This window comes from Hyphomonas sp., assembly GCF_046313735.1.
Taxonomy (GTDB): domain Bacteria; phylum Pseudomonadota; class Alphaproteobacteria; order Caulobacterales; family Hyphomonadaceae; genus Hyphomonas.
This window is the reverse complement of sequence record NZ_JBKBXW010000028.1, coordinates 38,453-55,385: the sequence shown is the minus strand read 5'-3', so window position 1 is coordinate 55,385 and position 16,933 is coordinate 38,453. Positions and strand designations below refer to the sequence as shown.

Sequence of the window (16,933 nt, the reverse complement as noted above, 5' to 3'; positions counted from 1 at the left end):
TCCAGTTAAAATACGTCGCCTGGCTGATCCCCGCCTTGCGGCATATCTCCGCCACCGGAATCCCAGACTCGCCCTGCTTGATAATGAACGCCTTCTGCGCGTCCGTGAACTTCGATGCTCGTATCCTTCTGTCTCCTCCCAGCCAGGTTCCAGGATACCGGAAACTCCAAGCCGAAACGATCCAGTTTGTTGGGGGCAGAGCAAACCCCGAAAACGCTGCGACGATTCAGAAAATGCGAACATTGACCTGATTCAAGTTGGCGGCCCGGTTTGTAACTCACATCAACTTTTCATGGACCCGAGATCGTCCAGACTGCAACGCCAGCAGCGGGCAGGCACTGAGCCCCAATAATCCACGTCTCGTCCTCCGGCCCGATGCCCCTTGCCCCAAGATCCTCAGTATCCGGACCATAATTGAATGCGAACATCATCTGTCCGGCTTTAACCAGTCTGAGGTCAGGCCCCGTTTCGACATGGTCGATCCCAAGGCTCTCGAAGATCTGCCGGAGCAACGCGATCCAGGAATCCTCATCCAGCCAGAAGGCCAGATAATGGAAGTTCCCTGAGACGGAATAGGCGGGCGCGCGGTCCTCAAACCAGCCGCGGACCTCGGCTATCGTCTCAATGCGTTCTTTCCAGATGTGGCCGGTGAGTTTTGAGTCCGCTGTCTGCACTGCAAATGCAGCTTCCTTTGGCAGGCTTTCGAATGAGAGGACACGCGTCCCCGTGAGGTTTGCCAGCGGTCCCGGGGGCAGGGGCGCTGCCGTCCGGCCGCTTTCATCCCGGGCGCCGGTGAGCGGTGTGGCAAGGATGAGCGCGCCTGAACGCGCGAGCTTATCAGCAAGGGCTTCCGTGAGCACGGTCAGGGCCGGCACAAGGATCAGGTGATAGCCTTCAAACTCCTGGTCGGGGAACAGGATGTCGATCGTCTGGCCAAGCATCCGGCAGGCCTTGTAACAGGTCCGGGCGGGCCATAGGGGGCCCTGCCTGTTTCCCTGCGGCTGAATTTCCAGCTGCCAGAGGCTCGGATAGTCGATGAGAAGTCCGATCCTCGATTGGTCCTTCCGGATCTCCGGAATGCCGCCCAGTTCATCCGTCACCTGACGGATCTCGTCGCATACTGGCTGCGGCGCTCGGTCGTTCGCCAGCAGGCCTGCATGCATCTGTTCCTGCGCAAAGGACGCCTGACGCCACCTGAAATAGCTGACAAAATCTGCCCCATGCGCAAACGCCTCCCAGCTCCAAAGGCGCACCGCGCCCGGTGCGGGCGCGGCATTGTAGCCCGCCCAGTTCACAGGGCCCGGCTGCTGCTCCATGATCCCCCATTTTGGGGCGCAGGCCCTGAAGACATCATGGTTGAAGGCGGCAAAATCCGGATCGCCATATCTCAGCCTGCGGAGTTTTTCTTCCTTCGGCGCTGAACCTTCGCTCAGGAGGCCAATCGGGTAGCTGTCCCAGGAGGCATAGTCGAGATCACGCCCCATCTTCCGGTGATCGAGCCGGGTATAGTCGCCGATGAAATTATGCGTCACGGGACGGTTCGGGCTCAGCCGGCGGATGATGTCGACCTGCTCACGATTGAAGTCGCACATCTGGTCAGAGCAGAAGCGCCGCCAGTCCAGACGGTGCGACGGGTTTGCCTCCGTCACAGTGGCCTGCGGCGGGTCCACTTCGCTGAAGTCTGCGTATTCCTGCGACCAGAACACCGTCCCCCAGGCTGCATTCAGCGCCGCCACCGATCCATACCGCGCCGCCAGCCAGTTGCGGAAAGCCGAAACGGCATCGGCAGAAAAGCTTTCATCACTGCCATGATGGCCATACTCGTTATCGGTCTGCCACATGATGACGGCGGGGTGCTCTCCGTAGCGCCCTGCCACCGCCTCGGTGATCCGGCGGCTCTCGGCGCGGTAGGTGCGCGAGGAGAAACAATAATGGCGCCGCGAGCCGAACCGCCGTGGCCGGCCATGTTCGTCGCAGGGCAGGATGTCCGGCTTCAGGTCAACGAGCCACTTCGGCGGCGTGGCGGTCGGGGTACACATCACGACGCCGAGGCCTGCATCGCCAAGCACTTTGATGGCCCGGTCCAGCCAGCCCCAGTCAAACCCGCCCGGCGCCGGCTCGATCCGGGACCAGGCAAACTCTCCGATCCGCACCATCGACAGGCCGAGGCTGCGCATCCGGCGCGCGTCGTCGGCCCAGTCGGCCTCCGGCCAGTGTTCAGGATAGTAGCAGACGCCGAGCTTCATGACGGGACTCAATCGATGGGAGTGAAGTGGAACAGGCGTCCGTGATGCGGCAGGCGAGGATCCCCGTGAAAGCCGCCCCAGGCGAGTGCCTCGGCTGTATGGACGCCGAGATCCTTTCCGGCAGCGTCGTCGGGCAGAAGTTCCCGCACGTCATAGCGCGCGCCGTGTGGCAAGCCCGGAATGGCGATGCGGGATTGCAACGGCCAGGCGGACATGCCGGTCCTGAGCGTTCTCAGCAGGAAGTCGCCTTTGGCCGGGCGAAACACCGCGGAGACGTGCAGCGCTGGATCCCGGGACTCCAGCACTCTATAGACCCCTGCCTGCAGAACGGGCCGCACCTGTTTGTGCAGCGTGATCATCCTGGCAAGCATCGCACGGTCGTCTTCGCTGAGCTTTGCCGGGTCAAGTTCGACACCAAAATGGCCAAACACTGAAACAAGCCCCCGGAAGGCCATCGGGAAGGCGCGGCCCGTGATGGGATTTGGGGAAGGGCCCACATGGCTCCCGGTCATCTCTGTCGGAACGTGGCGGGACAGGGTGTCCTGGATCCGGATCCGGTCGAGCGCGTCGGTGGCATCGCTTGCCCAGAAGCGCATCACGCGCGGCAGTATCCCGAAATCAATCCGCCCGCCCCCGCTGGCGCAGCTTTCGATGTCGAGATCCGGAAACTCCGCCTGCAGACGGTCGAGAAGAGCATACAGGCCATGGACCTGCGCCGTCGCCCGCATACGGCCGGCATGCGAGGCTGGATAAAGCTCCCGGTTACAGTCCCATTTCAGGTAATCGATATCGCCGGGGCGCAGCAGGGCCGCCAGAGCATCGAACAGGTAGTCGCGAACCTCCGGATTGGACAGATCGAGCACAAGCTGGTTGCGCCCGGTCGGCGCATGCTCATCCGGGTAACCCAGCGCCCAGTCCGGATGAGCGCGGTACAGCCGGCTGTCACGGCTCACCATTTCCGGCTCGACCCAGAGTCCGAAAGACATGCCGAGCCCGTTCACCGCGCGGATCAGCGGGCCAAGCCCATTCGGGAAGCGAACGGGATCCGGCGTCCAGTCGCCCAGCGATGTCGTGTCATTGCGGCGCCCAGCAAACCAGCCATCATCCAGCACGAAACGCTCGATGCCGAGTTCGGCCGCCTGTCCGGCGAGTTCAATCAGGCTCGCTTCATCGAAATCGAAGTAGCGCGCTTCCCAGGTGTTGAAATGCACCGGCCGGTTCGCTGAGCGGGTCCGTGGCCGGACCAGCCTGCGCGCGTGGGCATGCCAGACGTCTCGAAGCCCGTCAAAGCCCCGTCCGGAGACTGCAACAAGCGCTTCGGGGCTCTCGAACTGAGCGCCGGGTTCGAGGATGATTTCTCCTGCTTCATAGAGCGCCTCGGCGCAGAGCTCCGCAGAGCCGTCCCGAAGCCGCTCTGCCCGGATGAGATGGCTGCCGCTCCAGGCAAGCTGGATGCCAAGTGCGCGTCCCGTTTCATCGCGCGTGCCGGCTTCGCAGATCACGAGACCCGGTGGCCCGCCAAATCCGGACCGACCGAGCCGTGCAGCCCTGCCGGTGAAGCCGGATTCAATTGGCCGTCGCGCCTTGTGCCCTTCGCGCGCCCAGGCCCCATGGGCCGAAACGGTTTCGTCCGCCCAGTCGGGCAGGGGCAGGAGCAGCGCCGCGCACCTCAGGAGCAGGAGTGTCTCCTGCCCGTCATTTTGCACCCGCGTACGCATGTGCAGCAGGCCGTGCGCGAGACGGATCTCAACCTCGGCGCCAAGACCAAGCGTGGGATCGGCCGATCGCAGGATCAGGCCCGCGTGCGCAATCTGCTCCATCGTTACCGGTCGCAGCGTGACTGCGCGCCCGTCGCCCATTCGGACGGCTTCGACGAGGGAGGGCCCGTCATACCCATTGCCTCGCTGGGCGAGCAGCAGTGGACCGGGCGGCGCGTCAGGCCCGGCGGGCAGGACCGGCGCCGGCCCCGCCGGATGTGCGGCGGGCGCAGGGCCGAGGAAGCCAAGCCTGAACCCGCCTGGCGAATGAACCACCTCGAGCGCCAGATGGCCGTCGGAAAGAAACGCTCTGTCAGTCATACGCTCCGCACCCGGCCCCTCGCGCCTCGTCATTGCTTCTAGGATCATTCTGGCGGACGCGGTAGCTATCGGGAATCGAATTGATTCAAACGCGCAAGGCAGTTTGCTGGGCCAGATGTCATCCAGAGCGTCAATAATCAGGCTTGAGGGCAGGACCGGCCAGGTGTTCCGCAGGGACCATCTCAAGGCGGATGGCCGCCGCCTTGCCCTCTATGGCTACGCGCCGCATGACGGCCCCGTGCTGGATGAACTGCTGAGGCCAGAGACCGCACCGGGAGAATTGCGCCGGGATCCCTTGCGCAACAGTTGGGCCATCTACGCGCCGCACCGCCAATCCCGCACATTCCTGCCCTCGGCGGCAGACGATCCGCTGGCCCCCGCGCGGCAAGGCGGGCCGCTGACGGAGATTCCCTTCGAGGATTTCGAGCTCGCTGTTTTCGAAAACAGGTTTCCGAGCCTCGCCTCATCCGGGGCGGCCGGGCCGCTCAGCGCCTGGGCATCCGGCCCCGCCCAAGGGCAGTGTGACGTCGTGGTGTTCTCGAAAGAACCGGCCGGAAGCCTCGGCACGCTGACCCATGCACGCCGGGTCCTGCTCATCGAGGCGCTGATTGATCGCTACAGGAGCCTCCACGCGGCGGGCTTCGCCTATGTGATGCCGTTCGAGAACCGCGGCGAGCAGGTCGGTGTCACGCTGCCCCATCCGCATGGGCAGATCTATGCCTTCGGGGATATTCCGGCGCCTCAATTGTCGGCGGCGAAAGCGTTCGAGGCCGGCTTCGACCTCATCGCCGAGCACGCCTCCTGGGATGGTGCCTTTGACGTTACCTCGGACGGCGATCTCACCGCCTTCTGCCCGCCCTTTGCAAGGTTTCCCTATGAAACCTGGATCATGCCGGGGAAACCGTGCGCTGGCCCGTGGGAGATGGACAGCGACAGCATCCACGCCCTCGCGCGCCTCCTCGGCGAAATCCCCCGCCGTCTCGATGCGCTGTTTGCGGAGCCCATGCCCTACATGATGAGTTTCCAGGCCGCGCCGCGCGGGATGACCGAAAAGTTCCAGTTCACCGTCCAGTTCTTTCCCATCCTCAGATCGGCTGGCCGGCTCAAGTTTCTTGCCAGCGTCGAACAGTTCACCGGCGTTTTCACTGTAGACGTTGTCCCTGAGGCCGCGGCCGGAAGGCTGAGATTACTATGACACGTGCAAGGGTTCCCGGCCGCGTCAACCTGATCGGCGAATGGATCGATTTCAATGGCGGCACCGTCCTGCCGATGGCCTTGCCGCAATGCGTCGATCTTGAAATGTGCACCAACGGTCGCGGGTATGACCGGGTGAAGTCAGCAGAATTCCCGGACACTGCGGACTTTGCCATCGACGCGCCCGCATCAGGGCATTGGTCGGACTATGTCCGCGGCGGCCTGCACTATGCGCGCCGAAGGGGCTGGATCAGCGGCGGGCAGGATGTGATGCTGAGCAGCGCTGTTCCGGTCGGGGCTGGCCTGTCTTCATCGGCGGCCACGATCGTCGCAACCCTGAAGGCGGCGAGTGCTCATGTGCCGGGACTTGATCCTGCCGAGATCGCGTTTGCGGCAAAATCTGTCGAGAATGATTTCATCGGCGTGCCCTGCGGTATCATGGATCAGATGGCCGTGGCTGTCGGAACAGCGGGGCACGCTCTGGCGCTCGATACAAGGGACTGCAGTTATCAACTCATCCCCGTTCCGGCAGGCTGGACATTTGCCGTGATCCATTCAGGCATCGCGCGGGCGCTGGCAGACGGGCGGTACAAGGCGCGCCGGGAAGAGTGCCTCAAGGCGGCCGAGGCACTTGGTGTCGCCCATCTCTGCGATGGCGACCCCGGCCTTGCCGAAGCCCTGCCGGGCCCGCTTGCCAGGCGGGCGCGGCATGTCGTCTCCGAAGGGCGCCGCGCGCTGGACGCCGCCGCGGCCCTCCGGTCTGGCGATTTTCTGGCCTTCGGCGCGCTGATGAATGCCAGTCACGCCTCCCTGCGGGAAGATTTCGAAGTGTCGGTGCCCGAGATGGACGCCATGGTTCGCGACGCGGTCGATCTTGGCGCCGCGGGCGCGCGCATCACCGGTGCCGGCTTTGGCGGGTGTTTCGTCTGCCTCATCGAGGCACCGCTGGCAGACGCCTGGTGGCGCGGCCTGCACTCACGTCATCCGGGGACGTCCCGGATCGCCTGAATGGCCTTCAATGATCCTCAGGAATCTCACCTGGACAAACAACGCGCCGACCTCGATGCGATCCGGACGGGCGTATTCGAGGCTGCCCGTGGCGCAATTGGCTCCTGCGACAAACGGATGGCCAGCGTCTCATCGGGGCCAAAGCGTGTCCGCATCGCGCCGCGCTTTTCCGCCTCGTAATCATGGCGCGCATGGACGCCGATGACGCCCGGCACTTTGTGCTGTGTCAGCGCCCGGATATGATTGATCGGGACGCCGCCGCGCCCCCGACAAAAGCCGAGGCAGAAAGCCGCGACACGGCAAGCGCAGACATCGGATACAGCCGGCTCGTCATGCATGCCCTTTCGAATGACAGGTTCAGTGTGCCAAGAATGTGCCAAAGTGTGCCAATTGAGGCGACCGCGAGCGAACATCAGCACGCATGAAAAGTCAAATAAATATGTGTAAAACAATGAGATACCGAACGCCCAAGAAAACCCGCGAACACCGAATTTTATCACTTTTAATCCGTAGGCCGCAGGTTCGAATCCTGCTGGGCACACCAAGTTTCCCGCACCAGACAGCAGTATGTGGCGCACGCCATCAGGCGGGCTCGGCTGCGTCCGGGCGGCGGGCCGCGAGGCGCGCCAGAAGCTCCTCTGCAAAGGTCGTCAGCGTGTCATCCCGCGCGCCCATGACCAGGATGCGGTCGCCGGGCTCCGCCAGTTCCATCAGCCGCGCGCCGCAGGCGGCCCTGTCACCCAATGCTTCAGCATGGCGGCCAAGGGCGCGGATATCGGCGGCAAGGTCTGCGCTGCTGACAGATCGGTCCACCGTGCCGCCGAAATAGGCCGGCTCCGGCATCAGCAGGATATCCTCCGCATCCAGATTTTCCGCGAAGCATTCGGCAAACTCCCGCCGCATGTTGCGCAACGGCCCGAAGCCGTGCGGCTGGAACATCACCAGCACGCGGCCGGGAAACTGGTTCACGGTGCGCAAGGTGGCGGCGATCTTGTCGGGGTTGTGGCCGAAATCGTCGATGACCGTCACGCCGCCTTCCGTGCCGATCACATCGAAGCGGCGCGCAATGCCCGTAAACTCGCGCAGCGCGGCGGCCGCCTCACCCAGACGCACGCCGCAAGCCATCGCGGCGGCAATGGCCGCCAGCGCATTGGAGGCATTGTGAAGTCCCGGCGTCTTCAGGCGGATGTCAGCCTCGGTGTTCGATGTCCGGTCGCATACGGAGAAATTGATGCCATCCGCACCCGGAAAGATACGGCTCGCGAAAAGCTGCGCCTCCGGATGGCTGAGGCTGTAGGTGATCGCCTCGGGAAAGTCCCCGGCCATCCGGGCGGTCTCGTCATTGTCCAGGTTCAGCACCACCGTCTCTGCCCGCGCCGCGAAGCCGCCGAACAGCGCACGCAGCTCGTCCATGGATTTATGGTCGAGCGAGATGTTGGAGACGACCGCCACGCGCGGATTGTATCCCGCAATCGAGCCGTCGCTTTCGTCCACTTCCGACACAAAGATGCCGCTGCTTCCCACGAGCGAGCTGGCAAACAATGCCTCCGGCGTCTGAAAATTCTTCATCACCGCGCCGTTCATCACGGTCGGGCTCTTGCCGGCATGGTGCAGGATCCAGGCGATCATGCCGGTGGTGGTGGATTTCCCGCTCGTGCCCGCCACGCCGATGGCCGTGGGCGCGGCATTGAACAGCGCCGACAGCATCTGCGCCCGGCTCATCCGCTTGGCGCCGACGCGCAGGGCGGCGGCAATATCGGGCACGGTGTCTTCGACTGCTGCCGAGGCGACGACGACCTGTTCGGGGCTGGTCACCCCGCTGCCATCCTGCGGGTAAAGCCGGATGCCGCGTGCGCGCAGATACTCAAACTTCGCCGGCGTCCGCCCCTGATCCAGCGACCGGTCAGAGCCTTCGATAATGTGGCCCTGATCCGCCAGGATCAACGCCAACGGCAACATGCCGGAGCCGCCAATGCCGCAGAAGAAATAACGTTTGGGATCTGTCATGAAACGCACTCTAATTAGGATTCTGTCTGCCCCAATGCATGCCCGGGAGTGAAAGTTGACACAACGCAAAACACGCATCGGCATCGTCGCCCCCGGCCGTGCATTGGACCAGTCCATTGCGGCTCGCGTGACCGCTGTTGCAGGCAACTCCGCCGAGCTCGTCTTCCACCCCCAATGCTTCCTCAGCCACGGCCATTTCGCCGGGCCGGACGGCGCGCGGGCTGACGCTTTCGCGAAGTTCGCAAATGACCCCAGCCTCGATGCGATCTGGTTTGCGCGGGGCGGGTATGGGGCTTGCCGGCTGCTGGACCTTGCCTTTGAGCGCCTCGGCGAGGCGGCGCGGGCGAAGACCTATCTCGGCTACAGCGACACCGGCTTCCTGCTGGCGCAGCTCGCGAAGCGCGGCATTGGCCGGGTGGCGCATGGGCCGATGCCGGCGGACATCCTGCGGGAGGGCGGCGAGGCGGCTGTGCGCCGGGCCATCGGCTTCCTGACAGGCGCGGACAGCGAGGCGGGCGTCGAGCCCTCAACCCGCGCGCCGGGCAAATATGCCGCCTTCAATATCAGCGTGCTGGCGAGCCTCACCGGCACCGTCCATGCACCGGACCTTGCCGGCCATACGCTGCTGATCGAGGATGTCGGCGAGTATCATTACCGGCTCGACCGGCTGATCTTTATACTGACGAACAGCGAGACCGTGCGCAGCGTCGTCGGCATCCGGCTCGGCCGCTGCGGGCCGATCCCGGTGAATGATGTGGACTTCGGCATGACCGAAGCGGAAATCGCGGCATATTGGTGCCAGAAGAATGGCATCCCCTATCTCGGCCGCGCCGATATCGGCCATGATGCGGAGAACAAGATCGTCGTCTTCGGCGACCGGCGCCCCTCTGCCTGAAGCGCCCTAGATGGCCGGCAGGTCCACAGTAAAACGCGCGCCGCCTTCGGGCCGGTTGGTGGCATGGACGCTGCCGCGATGCGTCGCCGCGATCTGGCGGACAATGGAGAGTCCCAGCCCCGAATTGTTGCCAAAGGCGGTGCCCTTGGGGCGATCCGTATAGAAACGGTTGAAGATCGTCTCCAGCTTGTCTTCCGGAATGCCGGGCCCGAAATCCTCGACGATCAGCCGGGCCAGCGTGCGCGGGCCATCGGCGGCCTGTTCAAGGCGCACTTCCACCCGGCCCGAAGCCGGCGAGAAAGAGCGCGCATTGTCAATCAGGTTGCGGAGCACCTGTCCCAGAGGCCCCTCCCGCCCGCGCACCAGAAGGCGCGCGCCCAGCGTGTCATCGACAAAGGCAACCTGCACGCCCTGGCCGCCATCCTCGAGCACTTCATAGGTGTGCACAATGTCCCGCGCGAAGCGGGCAATGTCGATGGCCTCGGTCGGCAGGCGGCTCATCTCCGCTTCGAGGCGCGAGGCGTTCGAGATGTCCGTAATCAGACGGTCGAGGCGTTTGACATCCGAGGCGATCACCTGCCTCAGCCGCGCCGCCGCGTCCGGGTCCTTCACCCGCTCCAGCGTCTCCACGGCGGAGCGGATGGAGGTCAGCGGGTTCTTCAGCTCATGCGCCACATCGGCGGCGAATTGCTCGTTCGCCTCGATCCGCTCGATCAGCGCCTCAGTCATGGACTGGAGCGAGACAGCAAGGTCGCCGATCTCGTCGGTTCGCTTCGTCAGCTGCGGCAGGTCCATCCGCGCCGATGCGCCCGAGCGCACCCGGTCCGCCGCGACCGACAGCCGCCGCATCGGCCGCGCAATCACGAGGGTCAGCAGGATCGAGGTCACAAAAGCCGTCAGCACCGCCACGCCAATGAACGGCACCAGCGCCACCCGCTCGGCCCGGATGATCTCGTCAATATCGCTGCCCTCGACGATCAGCACACCGACGACCGCAGACACTCGCTGCACGGGCAGCGCGACGGAAATGACCCGCTGGCCGCGATCTGAAAAACGCTGGCTGGAAGCGGCGTCGCCCCGCGCCGCGCTCCGAAATTCTTCTTCGAATGTCTGTGCCCGGAGCGCCTCGGCGCTGCGCCGGGGCGAGAAGACATCGAACACTTCGCCCGCCCATTCGGAAAGATCGCGGCCCATCCGGGCGAACCAGTCCGGCTCGCGCAGGGGCGGCAGAGCGCTGACATCAACGGCATCTGACAGGAAGTAACTGTCGGCCACCATCTCGCCGGAGGGCGTAAAGATACGCGCCCGGATCCTGTCCGGCAGGTTCAGCCGCGCAAGTGTCTCGCGGGCGGCTTCCTGGTTCAGCGAGGGTTCCGGCGTGGTGGCAGCATCCGACAGGAGGCTCGAGAACACCTGCGCCTGCGCAATCAGGTCCTGTTTCTTCGAGGCGACGAAGCCGGCGCGCATCTCATTGAGAACCATCGCGCCGGCAATCAGGATGGCGAGGCCGGCAAGGTTTGACGCAAAGATCAGCCGCGCAATGCGCGAGCCGAGGATCGAGGCGCTGCGCCGTCCGTTGGTCCTGCGAGGTGGGCTGGTGCCGGCCATGAATGTTCCCGTTGTCCCTTCGGGGCCGCGCCCTTGCCCGGTCAGACGTCGGCGCCGACCCGCATCGTGATGATCCGGTCCGGATTGCGCGGCGGCTCGCCCTTGGCAAGCTGGTCCACCACCTCCATCCCTTCGGTCACCTGGCCCCAGACCGTGTATTGCCGGTCAAGGAAGCGGGCATCCTTGAAGCAGATGAAGAACTGGCTGTTGGCCGAATGCGGCGCCGAGGTGCGGGCCATCGAACAGGTGCCGCGCACATGCGGCTCGGTGTTGAACTCGGCTTTCAGGTCCGGCTTCTTCGAGCCGCCGGTGCCGGTGCCCTTGGGGCAGCCGGTCTGGGCCATGAAGCCGTCGATCACGCGGTGGAAGACAATCCCGTCATAGAATTTCTCACGGGCGAGTTCCTTGATCCGCGCGACATGGCCGGGCGCTAAGTCCGGGCGCAGGGTAATGGTGACATTTCCCTTGGAGGTTTCAAGCAGGAGCGTGTTTTCTGGATCGGTCATCGTCTTTTGTCGTCTTCCCTTGTCGCGGCGGTCTCTCGCCGTCATTCTGGCTATTCAATCGCGCTTCTGGCGGCAAGCGCGGCCAGCATGTTATATAGGGGCTCGGTAGCCCTGCTGACGAGGATTTCCGATTGTCTGCAATGCTTGGGACCCTTCTGGCAACCATTCTCGCCCTCGCGGGCCTGCTGCATATCGGCTGGGCGGCGGGGCTCAGCTTCCCGTTTGCCAATGAACAGGCCCTGGCCCGCTCGGTCGTCGGCCGGCGGGGCATCACGGTACTGCCCTCACGCGCAGGCACGGGATTTGTCGGTGTCCTGCTGCTGGCCGCTGCGCTGGCGGCATGGATTATGGGGCAGGACCCCGAGGCGCTGCCGCGCGAGGCGAAGCTGCTGCTGCTGCCTTCGGGGCTGCTGCTGACAGCGGTGTTCCTTGTCCGCGCGGTCGCAGGCATCCTGCCGGCCTTTGAGCGCTCGGCGCCGGAGGAGCCCTACCTGACGCTGAACCGGCGGCTCTACTCCCCGCTCTGCGCCTTTATTGCAGCGGGCTTCCTTGTGCTGACATTCCGGCTGCCGAACTGGAACTGGTGGCTGGCACAGATCGGGTTTCAGACGGCGCCCTGAGTATCCAAGGCCGCAAGCCAGTCTTCGGCTGAGCGGCCATCCTCGCCGGGCGCACGCATCATGCCCTCGAAGTTCCAGTGATTGAAGTGTGTGCGGATATGGGCGCCGGCCTGCCGGAAGGCGCGGGGCACGCCGCCGCCGGTGACATATCCCGCCGCCCGCACGAAGTCTGAACGGTCGGGCGCCTCGGCGCGGGCGGTGATGTGGAGGATGCCGCGCGCCGCGCTCTGGCTTCCGCCAAGAGCCAGAAAGGGCAGGGCCGGCTTTGCAACCGGGTCCGCACCGACCAGCCAGAAGGCCTGCCCGTCCAGCTCGCCCGCCACCCGCAGCACTGTATCAGCGCCCCAGCTATGTCCGATCAGGGCCAGCCGGTGGCCGGCCCCGGCAAGGTCCAGCGCCGTGCGCCGGGCGGCGGCGTGCGCATAATGCGGAAAATATTCCACCGGCCGGGCGCCTGCCGCTGCCCGCGCGCGGGCATAGGACAGGACGATCCGCGACACCTCATCGCCCGCCCCGCCGATATAAAGCTCGGCGAGGGGCTTATTCCGTATAGCGGTAGCCGACACCGTAGAGGGTTTCGATGGCATCGAATTCATCGGTCACTTCCCGGAACTTCTTGCGCAGCCGCTTGATATGGCTGTCGATGGTCCGGTCGTCGACATAGATCTGGTCGTCATAGGCGGCGTCCATCAGCTGGTCGCGGCTTTTCACATAGCCGGGCCGGGCGGCGAGCGCCTGCAGGATCAGGAATTCGGTGACCGTCAGGCGCACCGGCTTGCCATCCCAGGTGCAGGCATGGCGGTTGGGGTCCAGCACCAGCTTGCCGCGCACGATGGGCTTCACATCGCCTTCCTCAGGCGTGGAGGACGCACCCCGGCCCCGGCGCAACACGGCTTTCACGCGCTCGGCCAGAAGTCGGTTCGAGCAGGGTTTGCGCACGAAATCATCGGCGCCGATATTGAAGCCGATCACCTCGTCGATCTCCTCATCCTTGGAGGTCAGGAAGATCACCGGCAGTTCGGAGGTCTGGCGCAGGCGGCGCAGCAGCTCCATCCCGTCCATGCGCGGCATCTTGATGTCGAGGATGGCGATATCGGGCGGAGAATCCGTCAGCGCCTGCAGCGCGCTCTCGCCGTCATGATAGGCGCGCACCTGATAGCCCTCGGCCTCGAAAAACATCTTGAGCGACGCCACGATGTTCTCGTCGTCGTCTACAAGCGCCAGCTTCGTCATGCCTTCGTCCTTCATGTCCGTTTTCGCGGCCGCCAGCGGGCCGGCAGCCTTCGTCCATGGGTGTTCAATCACAGCTCGCGTCATAGCAAAAGCCCTCCTGTCCGCCACTCCAGTAAAATCAACGGACTGGGGCGGGGTGAGGCCGGGATTGCGGCAGTTTGACGATGGATTGCGGCGGCGCCTGCCCGAAATGTGAAGGCGCCGGGGCAGGCTACTCCGCGCCGACCTTCACGACGCGCCGCCCGGTATTCTCGCCCCGGAACAGCCCGCAGAACGCCTCCGGCATCGCGGCGATGCCCTCGAAACGCTCCTCCTGCAGCTTCAGGCTGCCGCCCGCGATCATCTTTGCCATGCTGCCGAGCGCTTCTGGGAAGCCGCGCGCAAAGTCGAACACGACGAGGCCCTGCATATTCACCCGGTGGGTAATGAAGGGCTTGGTATTGACGATGCCGGGGGTCTCTTCCGGCGTCAGATTATAGTCTGCCACCTGTCCGGAAATGCAGATCCGGCCGTTCAGCGCCATCAGCGGCAGCACGCGGTTGACCATCGCATTGCCGACATTGTCGAACAGGATGTCGACACCCTTTGGAAACTCGGCAGCAATGGCGGCGGTGAGGTCTTCGGCAGACTTGTAATTGATCGCCGCGTCGAAGCCGGCCACCTCCGTCAGCCAGCGGCATTTCTCGTCCGATCCGGCCACGCCGACGACTTTCGAGGCGCCCCAGCTTTTCGCAAGCTGGCCAGCGGTCGCGCCGACCGGCCCCGCCGCAGAGGTGACGAGCACCGCGTCGCCCTCCTTGAAGCGCGCCACATCCTTCACGCCGAACCAGGCCGTCAGCCCGGGCACACCCAGCACGCCGATCCAGGCCGACAGCGGCACGCCCGGCGCATCCGCGACCTTGCCGATAAACCCCTTGCCGGACTGGAGGGAATGGGTCTTCCAGCCGCCCGCGCAGAACACTTTCGTGCCCACCGGCCAGTCGGGATGGTTCGAGGCGTCGACGATGCCCGCGCTGAAACCGTCAATCGGTTTGCCGAGCGGCAGGGCGGCGGCATAGCTGTCCCCGCCCGACAGGCGCGAACGTGTGCCGGGATCGACCGAGCACCAGGCATGGGCCACGCGGAACTGGCCGTCTTTTGGCTCGGGCAGCGGCAGGGTCTCCAGCCGGAAGTCGGACGGCTTCGGCGCGCCCTCGCAATATTGGGCCAGCACGATCTGTTGCATGATGGGGTCGCTCCTCAGGGATCTTCGCCGGGCTTGGTGGTGAACAGGTCAGCCCATTCGGGATGCTTGGCATACTGGCCGCGCACATAGGGGCAGACCGGAACGATCCTGAAGCCGTTAGTGCGGGCGTCTTCCAGCATGAAATCGAGCAGCGCGCGGGCGACGCCGCGTCCGCCCATAACTTCGGGAACGCGCGTATGTTTGGCGCTTATGATGCCGGGGGCCGGATAGGTGAACTCGATCTCGGCCACCGCATCAATGCCATCGATGCGCGCGGCATACCGGCCTTTAGGGTCGCCATCCTCGCGGGTGATCAGGATGTCGCTCAAGCCGGTCTCCGATGCCGTGTTCCGCAATCCCTTCGGGGATAGCGGCTGGGGGAGGCGGTGTCCACAAGGGCGCGGAACCGCCTCATGCATCCAGACTGAACCAACCTCTCGAACGGCTCATCCTGAGCGAAGTCGAAGGACGAGCTGGGGCGTGGGACAGATTGTCTTGGGCCATCCTTCGACTTCGCTCAGGATGAGCGTTGCGCTGGGTGGCTTTGGTCAGGCCTTCAGCCGCGCGCAGGCAATCGCAAGCGCGCGCGGATACAGCCGGTGCTCCTCCGGCAGCAGGCGCGCGGCGAGGGTATCCGCCGTATCGCCAGGCAGGATCGGGATGGCGGCCTGCGCAATGATCTCGCCCTCATCCACCCCGGCGCTGACCCAGTGAACGGTGCAGCCGGCCTCGCGGTCGCCCGCCTCGATGGCGCGCTGATGGGTGTCGAGGCCCTTGTATTTCGGCAGCAGCGACGGGTGGATATTTACCATCCGGCCTTCCCAGCGCGTCACGAACCACGGCGTCAGCACACGCATGAAACCGGCCAGCGCGATGATCTCGATGCCAGCGTCCGTCAGCGCAGCATCGAGCTCCCGCTCGAAGGCTTCGCGGTCCTTGCCGTAGAGCTTGTGGTCGATCGCGCGGGTGGGGATGCCTGCGGCCGCAGCCGTTTCGAGCCCCTTTGCCTCCGGGCGGTTGGAGAGGACGAGGACAGGCTCCGCCGGATAGGAGGGATCCTCCGCCGCCTTCAGCAGCGCTTCCATATTGGAGCCGCGCCCCGAAATCAGGATCGCAAGGCGGAAGCGGCTCATGCCTGTGCCAGGTCGCCCAGGATGCGCGGGTCTTCCCCGGCGGCAGTCAGCTCAGCCATCACCGAATCCGCGTCTTCCGGCGCCACCGCCAGCACGAGCCCGATGCCCATATTGAAGGTGCGGTGCATCTCTTCGAGGTCGACCTTGCCGGCATCCTGCAGCCATTGGAACACCGGGGGCGGGGTCCAGCCCGCGCGGTCGATGCGGGGGACAAGCTCATCCGGGCACATGCGCGGCGTGTTCTCGGTCAGGCCGCCGCCGGTGATATGGGCGAGGCCCTTGACCTTGCCCGAGCGGATCAGCGGCATCACCATCGGGGCATAGAGCCGTGTCGGCGTCAGCAACGCTTCGCCGAGTGTTTCAGAGTTTGAGAAGGGCGAGGGGCCGCCATAGAACAGGCCCTCGCGCTCGACGATCCGGCGGATCAGCGAATAGCCATTGGAATGGGGGCCGGAGGAAGCGACGCCGATCAGCACATCGCCCGGTTTCATGTCGCCCATGCGGGGCAGCACCTTGTCCCGGTCCACAGCGCCGACGATGAAGCCGGCGAGGTCATAATGGCCGGGGGGGTACATGCCGGGCATTTCGGCGGTTTCCCCGCCTACGAGGGCGCAGCCAGACCGGCGGCAGCCTTCCGCGATGCCGGCAATCACGGCTTCAGCGATGCCGCCCTCCAGCTTTCCGGTGGCGAAATAGTCGAGAAAAAACAGCGGCTCGGCGCCCTGCGCCAGCACATCATTGGCACACATAGCCACCAGGTCGATGCCGACCGTGTTGTGGATACCCGTCTCGAAAGCCAGCATCAGCTTGGTGCCGACCCCGTCCGTGCCGGAAACCAGAATCGGGTCATCATAACCCGCAGCTTTCAGGTCGAACAGCGCGCCGAACCCGCCAAGCCCGCCCATCACGCCAGCGCGGGCGGTGGCCTTGGCCATCGGAGAGATCGCCTCGACGAGGCGTTCGCCGGCATCAATGTCGACCCCGGCATCGCGATAGGACAAGGGCTGTTTCGATGTCTCGGTCATGGCCGCAGGGCCCCTCTCTCCGCCTGGAGCGCGCGTTAGCACGCGCCGGGGCGCACTTCCAGTGACGGTTATGAAGGATTGGGCAGTGGGACTGATGAAGAATTGGGGCGCCTTATTTGCGCCTAACGGGGGATTCACATGAAGCGCGAGGTTTT

The 16,933-nt window shown here is 64.8% G+C and carries 16 protein-coding genes; 4 read left to right on the top strand and 12 right to left on the bottom strand.

Annotated elements, in window-relative coordinates:
* The 3 genes from ACK4SV_RS13730 to ACK4SV_RS13720 form a co-directional block, all read right to left on the bottom strand.
* On the bottom strand, window positions 1-124 hold a 124-nt coding region (locus ACK4SV_RS13730), incomplete at its 3' end, for a transposase (protein ID WP_409918410.1).
* Window positions 125-290: 166 nt separating this feature from the next.
* Window positions 291-2,246 (bottom strand): beta-galactosidase, encoded by a 1,956-nt coding sequence (locus ACK4SV_RS13725; RefSeq protein ID WP_409918407.1) that lies wholly within the window; start codon window positions 2,244-2,246, stop codon window positions 291-293.
* Window positions 2,247-2,254: 8 nt separating this feature from the next.
* Window positions 2,255-4,324, bottom strand: a complete 2,070-nt coding sequence (locus ACK4SV_RS13720; protein ID WP_409918406.1) for an alpha-galactosidase — start codon at window positions 4,322-4,324, stop codon at window positions 2,255-2,257.
* A 163-nt stretch (window positions 4,325-4,487) separates the two neighbouring features.
* Between ACK4SV_RS13720 and ACK4SV_RS13715 the strand changes: the two genes are divergently transcribed.
* Both ACK4SV_RS13715 and galK read left to right on the top strand, forming a co-directional pair.
* A complete protein-coding gene (locus ACK4SV_RS13715; RefSeq protein WP_409918405.1) occupies window positions 4,488-5,519 on the top strand; it encodes a galactose-1-phosphate uridylyltransferase in 1,032 nt (343 codons plus the stop codon).
* Window positions 5,516-6,526 carry a galactokinase gene (galK, locus tag ACK4SV_RS13710; RefSeq protein ID WP_409918404.1) on the top strand — a complete coding sequence of 337 codons (1,011 nt, stop codon included), beginning with the start codon at window positions 5,516-5,518 and terminating at the stop codon, window positions 6,524-6,526. Before ACK4SV_RS13715 ends, galK begins: the two co-directional genes overlap by 4 nt.
* Before the next feature lie 582 nt (window positions 6,527-7,108).
* On the opposite strand, the gene murC is transcribed toward galK, so the two are convergent.
* On the bottom strand, window positions 7,109-8,533 hold the full coding sequence (murC, locus tag ACK4SV_RS13705) for a UDP-N-acetylmuramate--L-alanine ligase (protein ID WP_409918403.1): 1,425 nt from the start codon (window positions 8,531-8,533) through the stop codon (window positions 7,109-7,111).
* Between the two features lie 55 nt (window positions 8,534-8,588).
* Between murC and ACK4SV_RS13700 the strand changes: the two genes are divergently transcribed.
* Window positions 8,589-9,428: an LD-carboxypeptidase gene (locus tag ACK4SV_RS13700; RefSeq protein WP_409918402.1), complete on the top strand. Its 840-nt coding sequence runs from the start codon at window positions 8,589-8,591 to the stop codon at window positions 9,426-9,428.
* A gap of 6 nt (window positions 9,429-9,434) precedes the next feature.
* Here ACK4SV_RS13700 and ACK4SV_RS13695 read toward each other — a convergent pair whose 3' ends face one another.
* The gene (locus ACK4SV_RS13695; protein WP_409918401.1) at window positions 9,435-11,036 is read right to left on the bottom strand and encodes a stimulus-sensing domain-containing protein; all 1,602 of its coding nucleotides are present in this window, start codon (window positions 11,034-11,036) and stop codon (window positions 9,435-9,437) included.
* Window positions 11,037-11,077: 41 nt separating this feature from the next.
* Complete coding sequence (locus tag ACK4SV_RS13690) at window positions 11,078-11,542, bottom strand: peptidylprolyl isomerase (protein ID WP_409918400.1); 465 nt, start codon at window positions 11,540-11,542, stop codon at window positions 11,078-11,080.
* 140 nt (window positions 11,543-11,682) lie between these two features.
* Here ACK4SV_RS13690 and ACK4SV_RS13685 point away from each other — a divergent pair, with 140 nt between their 5' ends.
* Window positions 11,683-12,162 (top strand): DUF3995 domain-containing protein, encoded by a 480-nt coding sequence (locus ACK4SV_RS13685; RefSeq protein WP_409918399.1) that lies wholly within the window; start codon window positions 11,683-11,685, stop codon window positions 12,160-12,162.
* Here ACK4SV_RS13685 and ACK4SV_RS13680 read toward each other — a convergent pair.
* From ACK4SV_RS13680 to purM, 6 genes are all read right to left on the bottom strand, one after another.
* A complete protein-coding gene (locus ACK4SV_RS13680; protein ID WP_409918398.1) occupies window positions 12,147-12,758 on the bottom strand; it encodes a hypothetical protein in 612 nt (203 codons plus the stop codon). The genes ACK4SV_RS13685 and ACK4SV_RS13680 overlap by 16 nt on opposite strands.
* Entirely contained in the window at window positions 12,703-13,395 is a 693-nt protein-coding gene (locus ACK4SV_RS13675; protein ID WP_409918409.1) for a response regulator transcription factor, read from the bottom strand. Before ACK4SV_RS13675 ends, ACK4SV_RS13680 begins: the two co-directional genes overlap by 56 nt.
* A 211-nt stretch (window positions 13,396-13,606) precedes the next feature.
* The gene (locus ACK4SV_RS13670; RefSeq protein WP_409918397.1) at window positions 13,607-14,620 is read right to left on the bottom strand and encodes an NADP-dependent oxidoreductase; all 1,014 of its coding nucleotides are present in this window, start codon (window positions 14,618-14,620) and stop codon (window positions 13,607-13,609) included.
* Window positions 14,621-14,634: 14 nt separating this feature from the next.
* Complete coding sequence (locus ACK4SV_RS13665; RefSeq protein ID WP_409918396.1) at window positions 14,635-14,949, bottom strand: GNAT family N-acetyltransferase; 315 nt, start codon at window positions 14,947-14,949, stop codon at window positions 14,635-14,637.
* 219 nt (window positions 14,950-15,168) lie between these two features.
* Window positions 15,169-15,753: a phosphoribosylglycinamide formyltransferase gene (purN, locus tag ACK4SV_RS13660; RefSeq protein ID WP_409918395.1), complete on the bottom strand. Its 585-nt coding sequence runs from the start codon at window positions 15,751-15,753 to the stop codon at window positions 15,169-15,171.
* Complete coding sequence (gene purM / locus ACK4SV_RS13655; RefSeq protein ID WP_409918394.1) at window positions 15,750-16,778, bottom strand: phosphoribosylformylglycinamidine cyclo-ligase; 1,029 nt, start codon at window positions 16,776-16,778, stop codon at window positions 15,750-15,752. The genes purN and purM overlap by 4 nt, the downstream gene beginning before the upstream one ends.
* Window positions 16,779-16,933 lie beyond the last annotated feature (155 nt).

Excerpts from the sequence above, each read along its gene's own strand:
- ACK4SV_RS13725 (WP_409918407.1), bottom strand. The coding sequence starts at position 2,246 with ATGAAGCTCGGCGTCTGCTACTATCCTGAACACTGGCCGGAGGCCGAC.
- ACK4SV_RS13720 (WP_409918406.1), bottom strand. The coding sequence starts at position 4,324 with ATGACTGACAGAGCGTTTCTTTCCGACGGCCATCTGGCGCTCGAGGTG.
- galK (WP_409918404.1), top strand. The coding sequence starts at position 5,516 with ATGACACGTGCAAGGGTTCCCGGCCGCGTCAACCTGATCGGCGAATGG.
- murC (WP_409918403.1), bottom strand. The coding sequence starts at position 8,533 with ATGACAGATCCCAAACGTTATTTCTTCTGCGGCATTGGCGGCTCCGGC.
- ACK4SV_RS13695 (WP_409918401.1), bottom strand. The coding sequence starts at position 11,036 with ATGGCCGGCACCAGCCCACCTCGCAGGACCAACGGACGGCGCAGCGCC.
- ACK4SV_RS13690 (WP_409918400.1), bottom strand. The coding sequence starts at position 11,542 with ATGACCGATCCAGAAAACACGCTCCTGCTTGAAACCTCCAAGGGAAAT.
- ACK4SV_RS13685 (WP_409918399.1), top strand. The coding sequence starts at position 11,683 with ATGCTTGGGACCCTTCTGGCAACCATTCTCGCCCTCGCGGGCCTGCTG.
- ACK4SV_RS13680 (WP_409918398.1), bottom strand. The coding sequence starts at position 12,758 with ATGAATTCGATGCCATCGAAACCCTCTACGGTGTCGGCTACCGCTATA.
- ACK4SV_RS13675 (WP_409918409.1), bottom strand. The coding sequence starts at position 13,395 with ATGACGAAGCTGGCGCTTGTAGACGACGACGAGAACATCGTGGCGTCG.
- ACK4SV_RS13670 (WP_409918397.1), bottom strand. The coding sequence starts at position 14,620 with ATGCAACAGATCGTGCTGGCCCAATATTGCGAGGGCGCGCCGAAGCCG.
- purN (WP_409918395.1), bottom strand. The coding sequence starts at position 15,753 with ATGAGCCGCTTCCGCCTTGCGATCCTGATTTCGGGGCGCGGCTCCAAT.
- purM (WP_409918394.1), bottom strand. The coding sequence starts at position 16,778 with ATGACCGAGACATCGAAACAGCCCTTGTCCTATCGCGATGCCGGGGTC.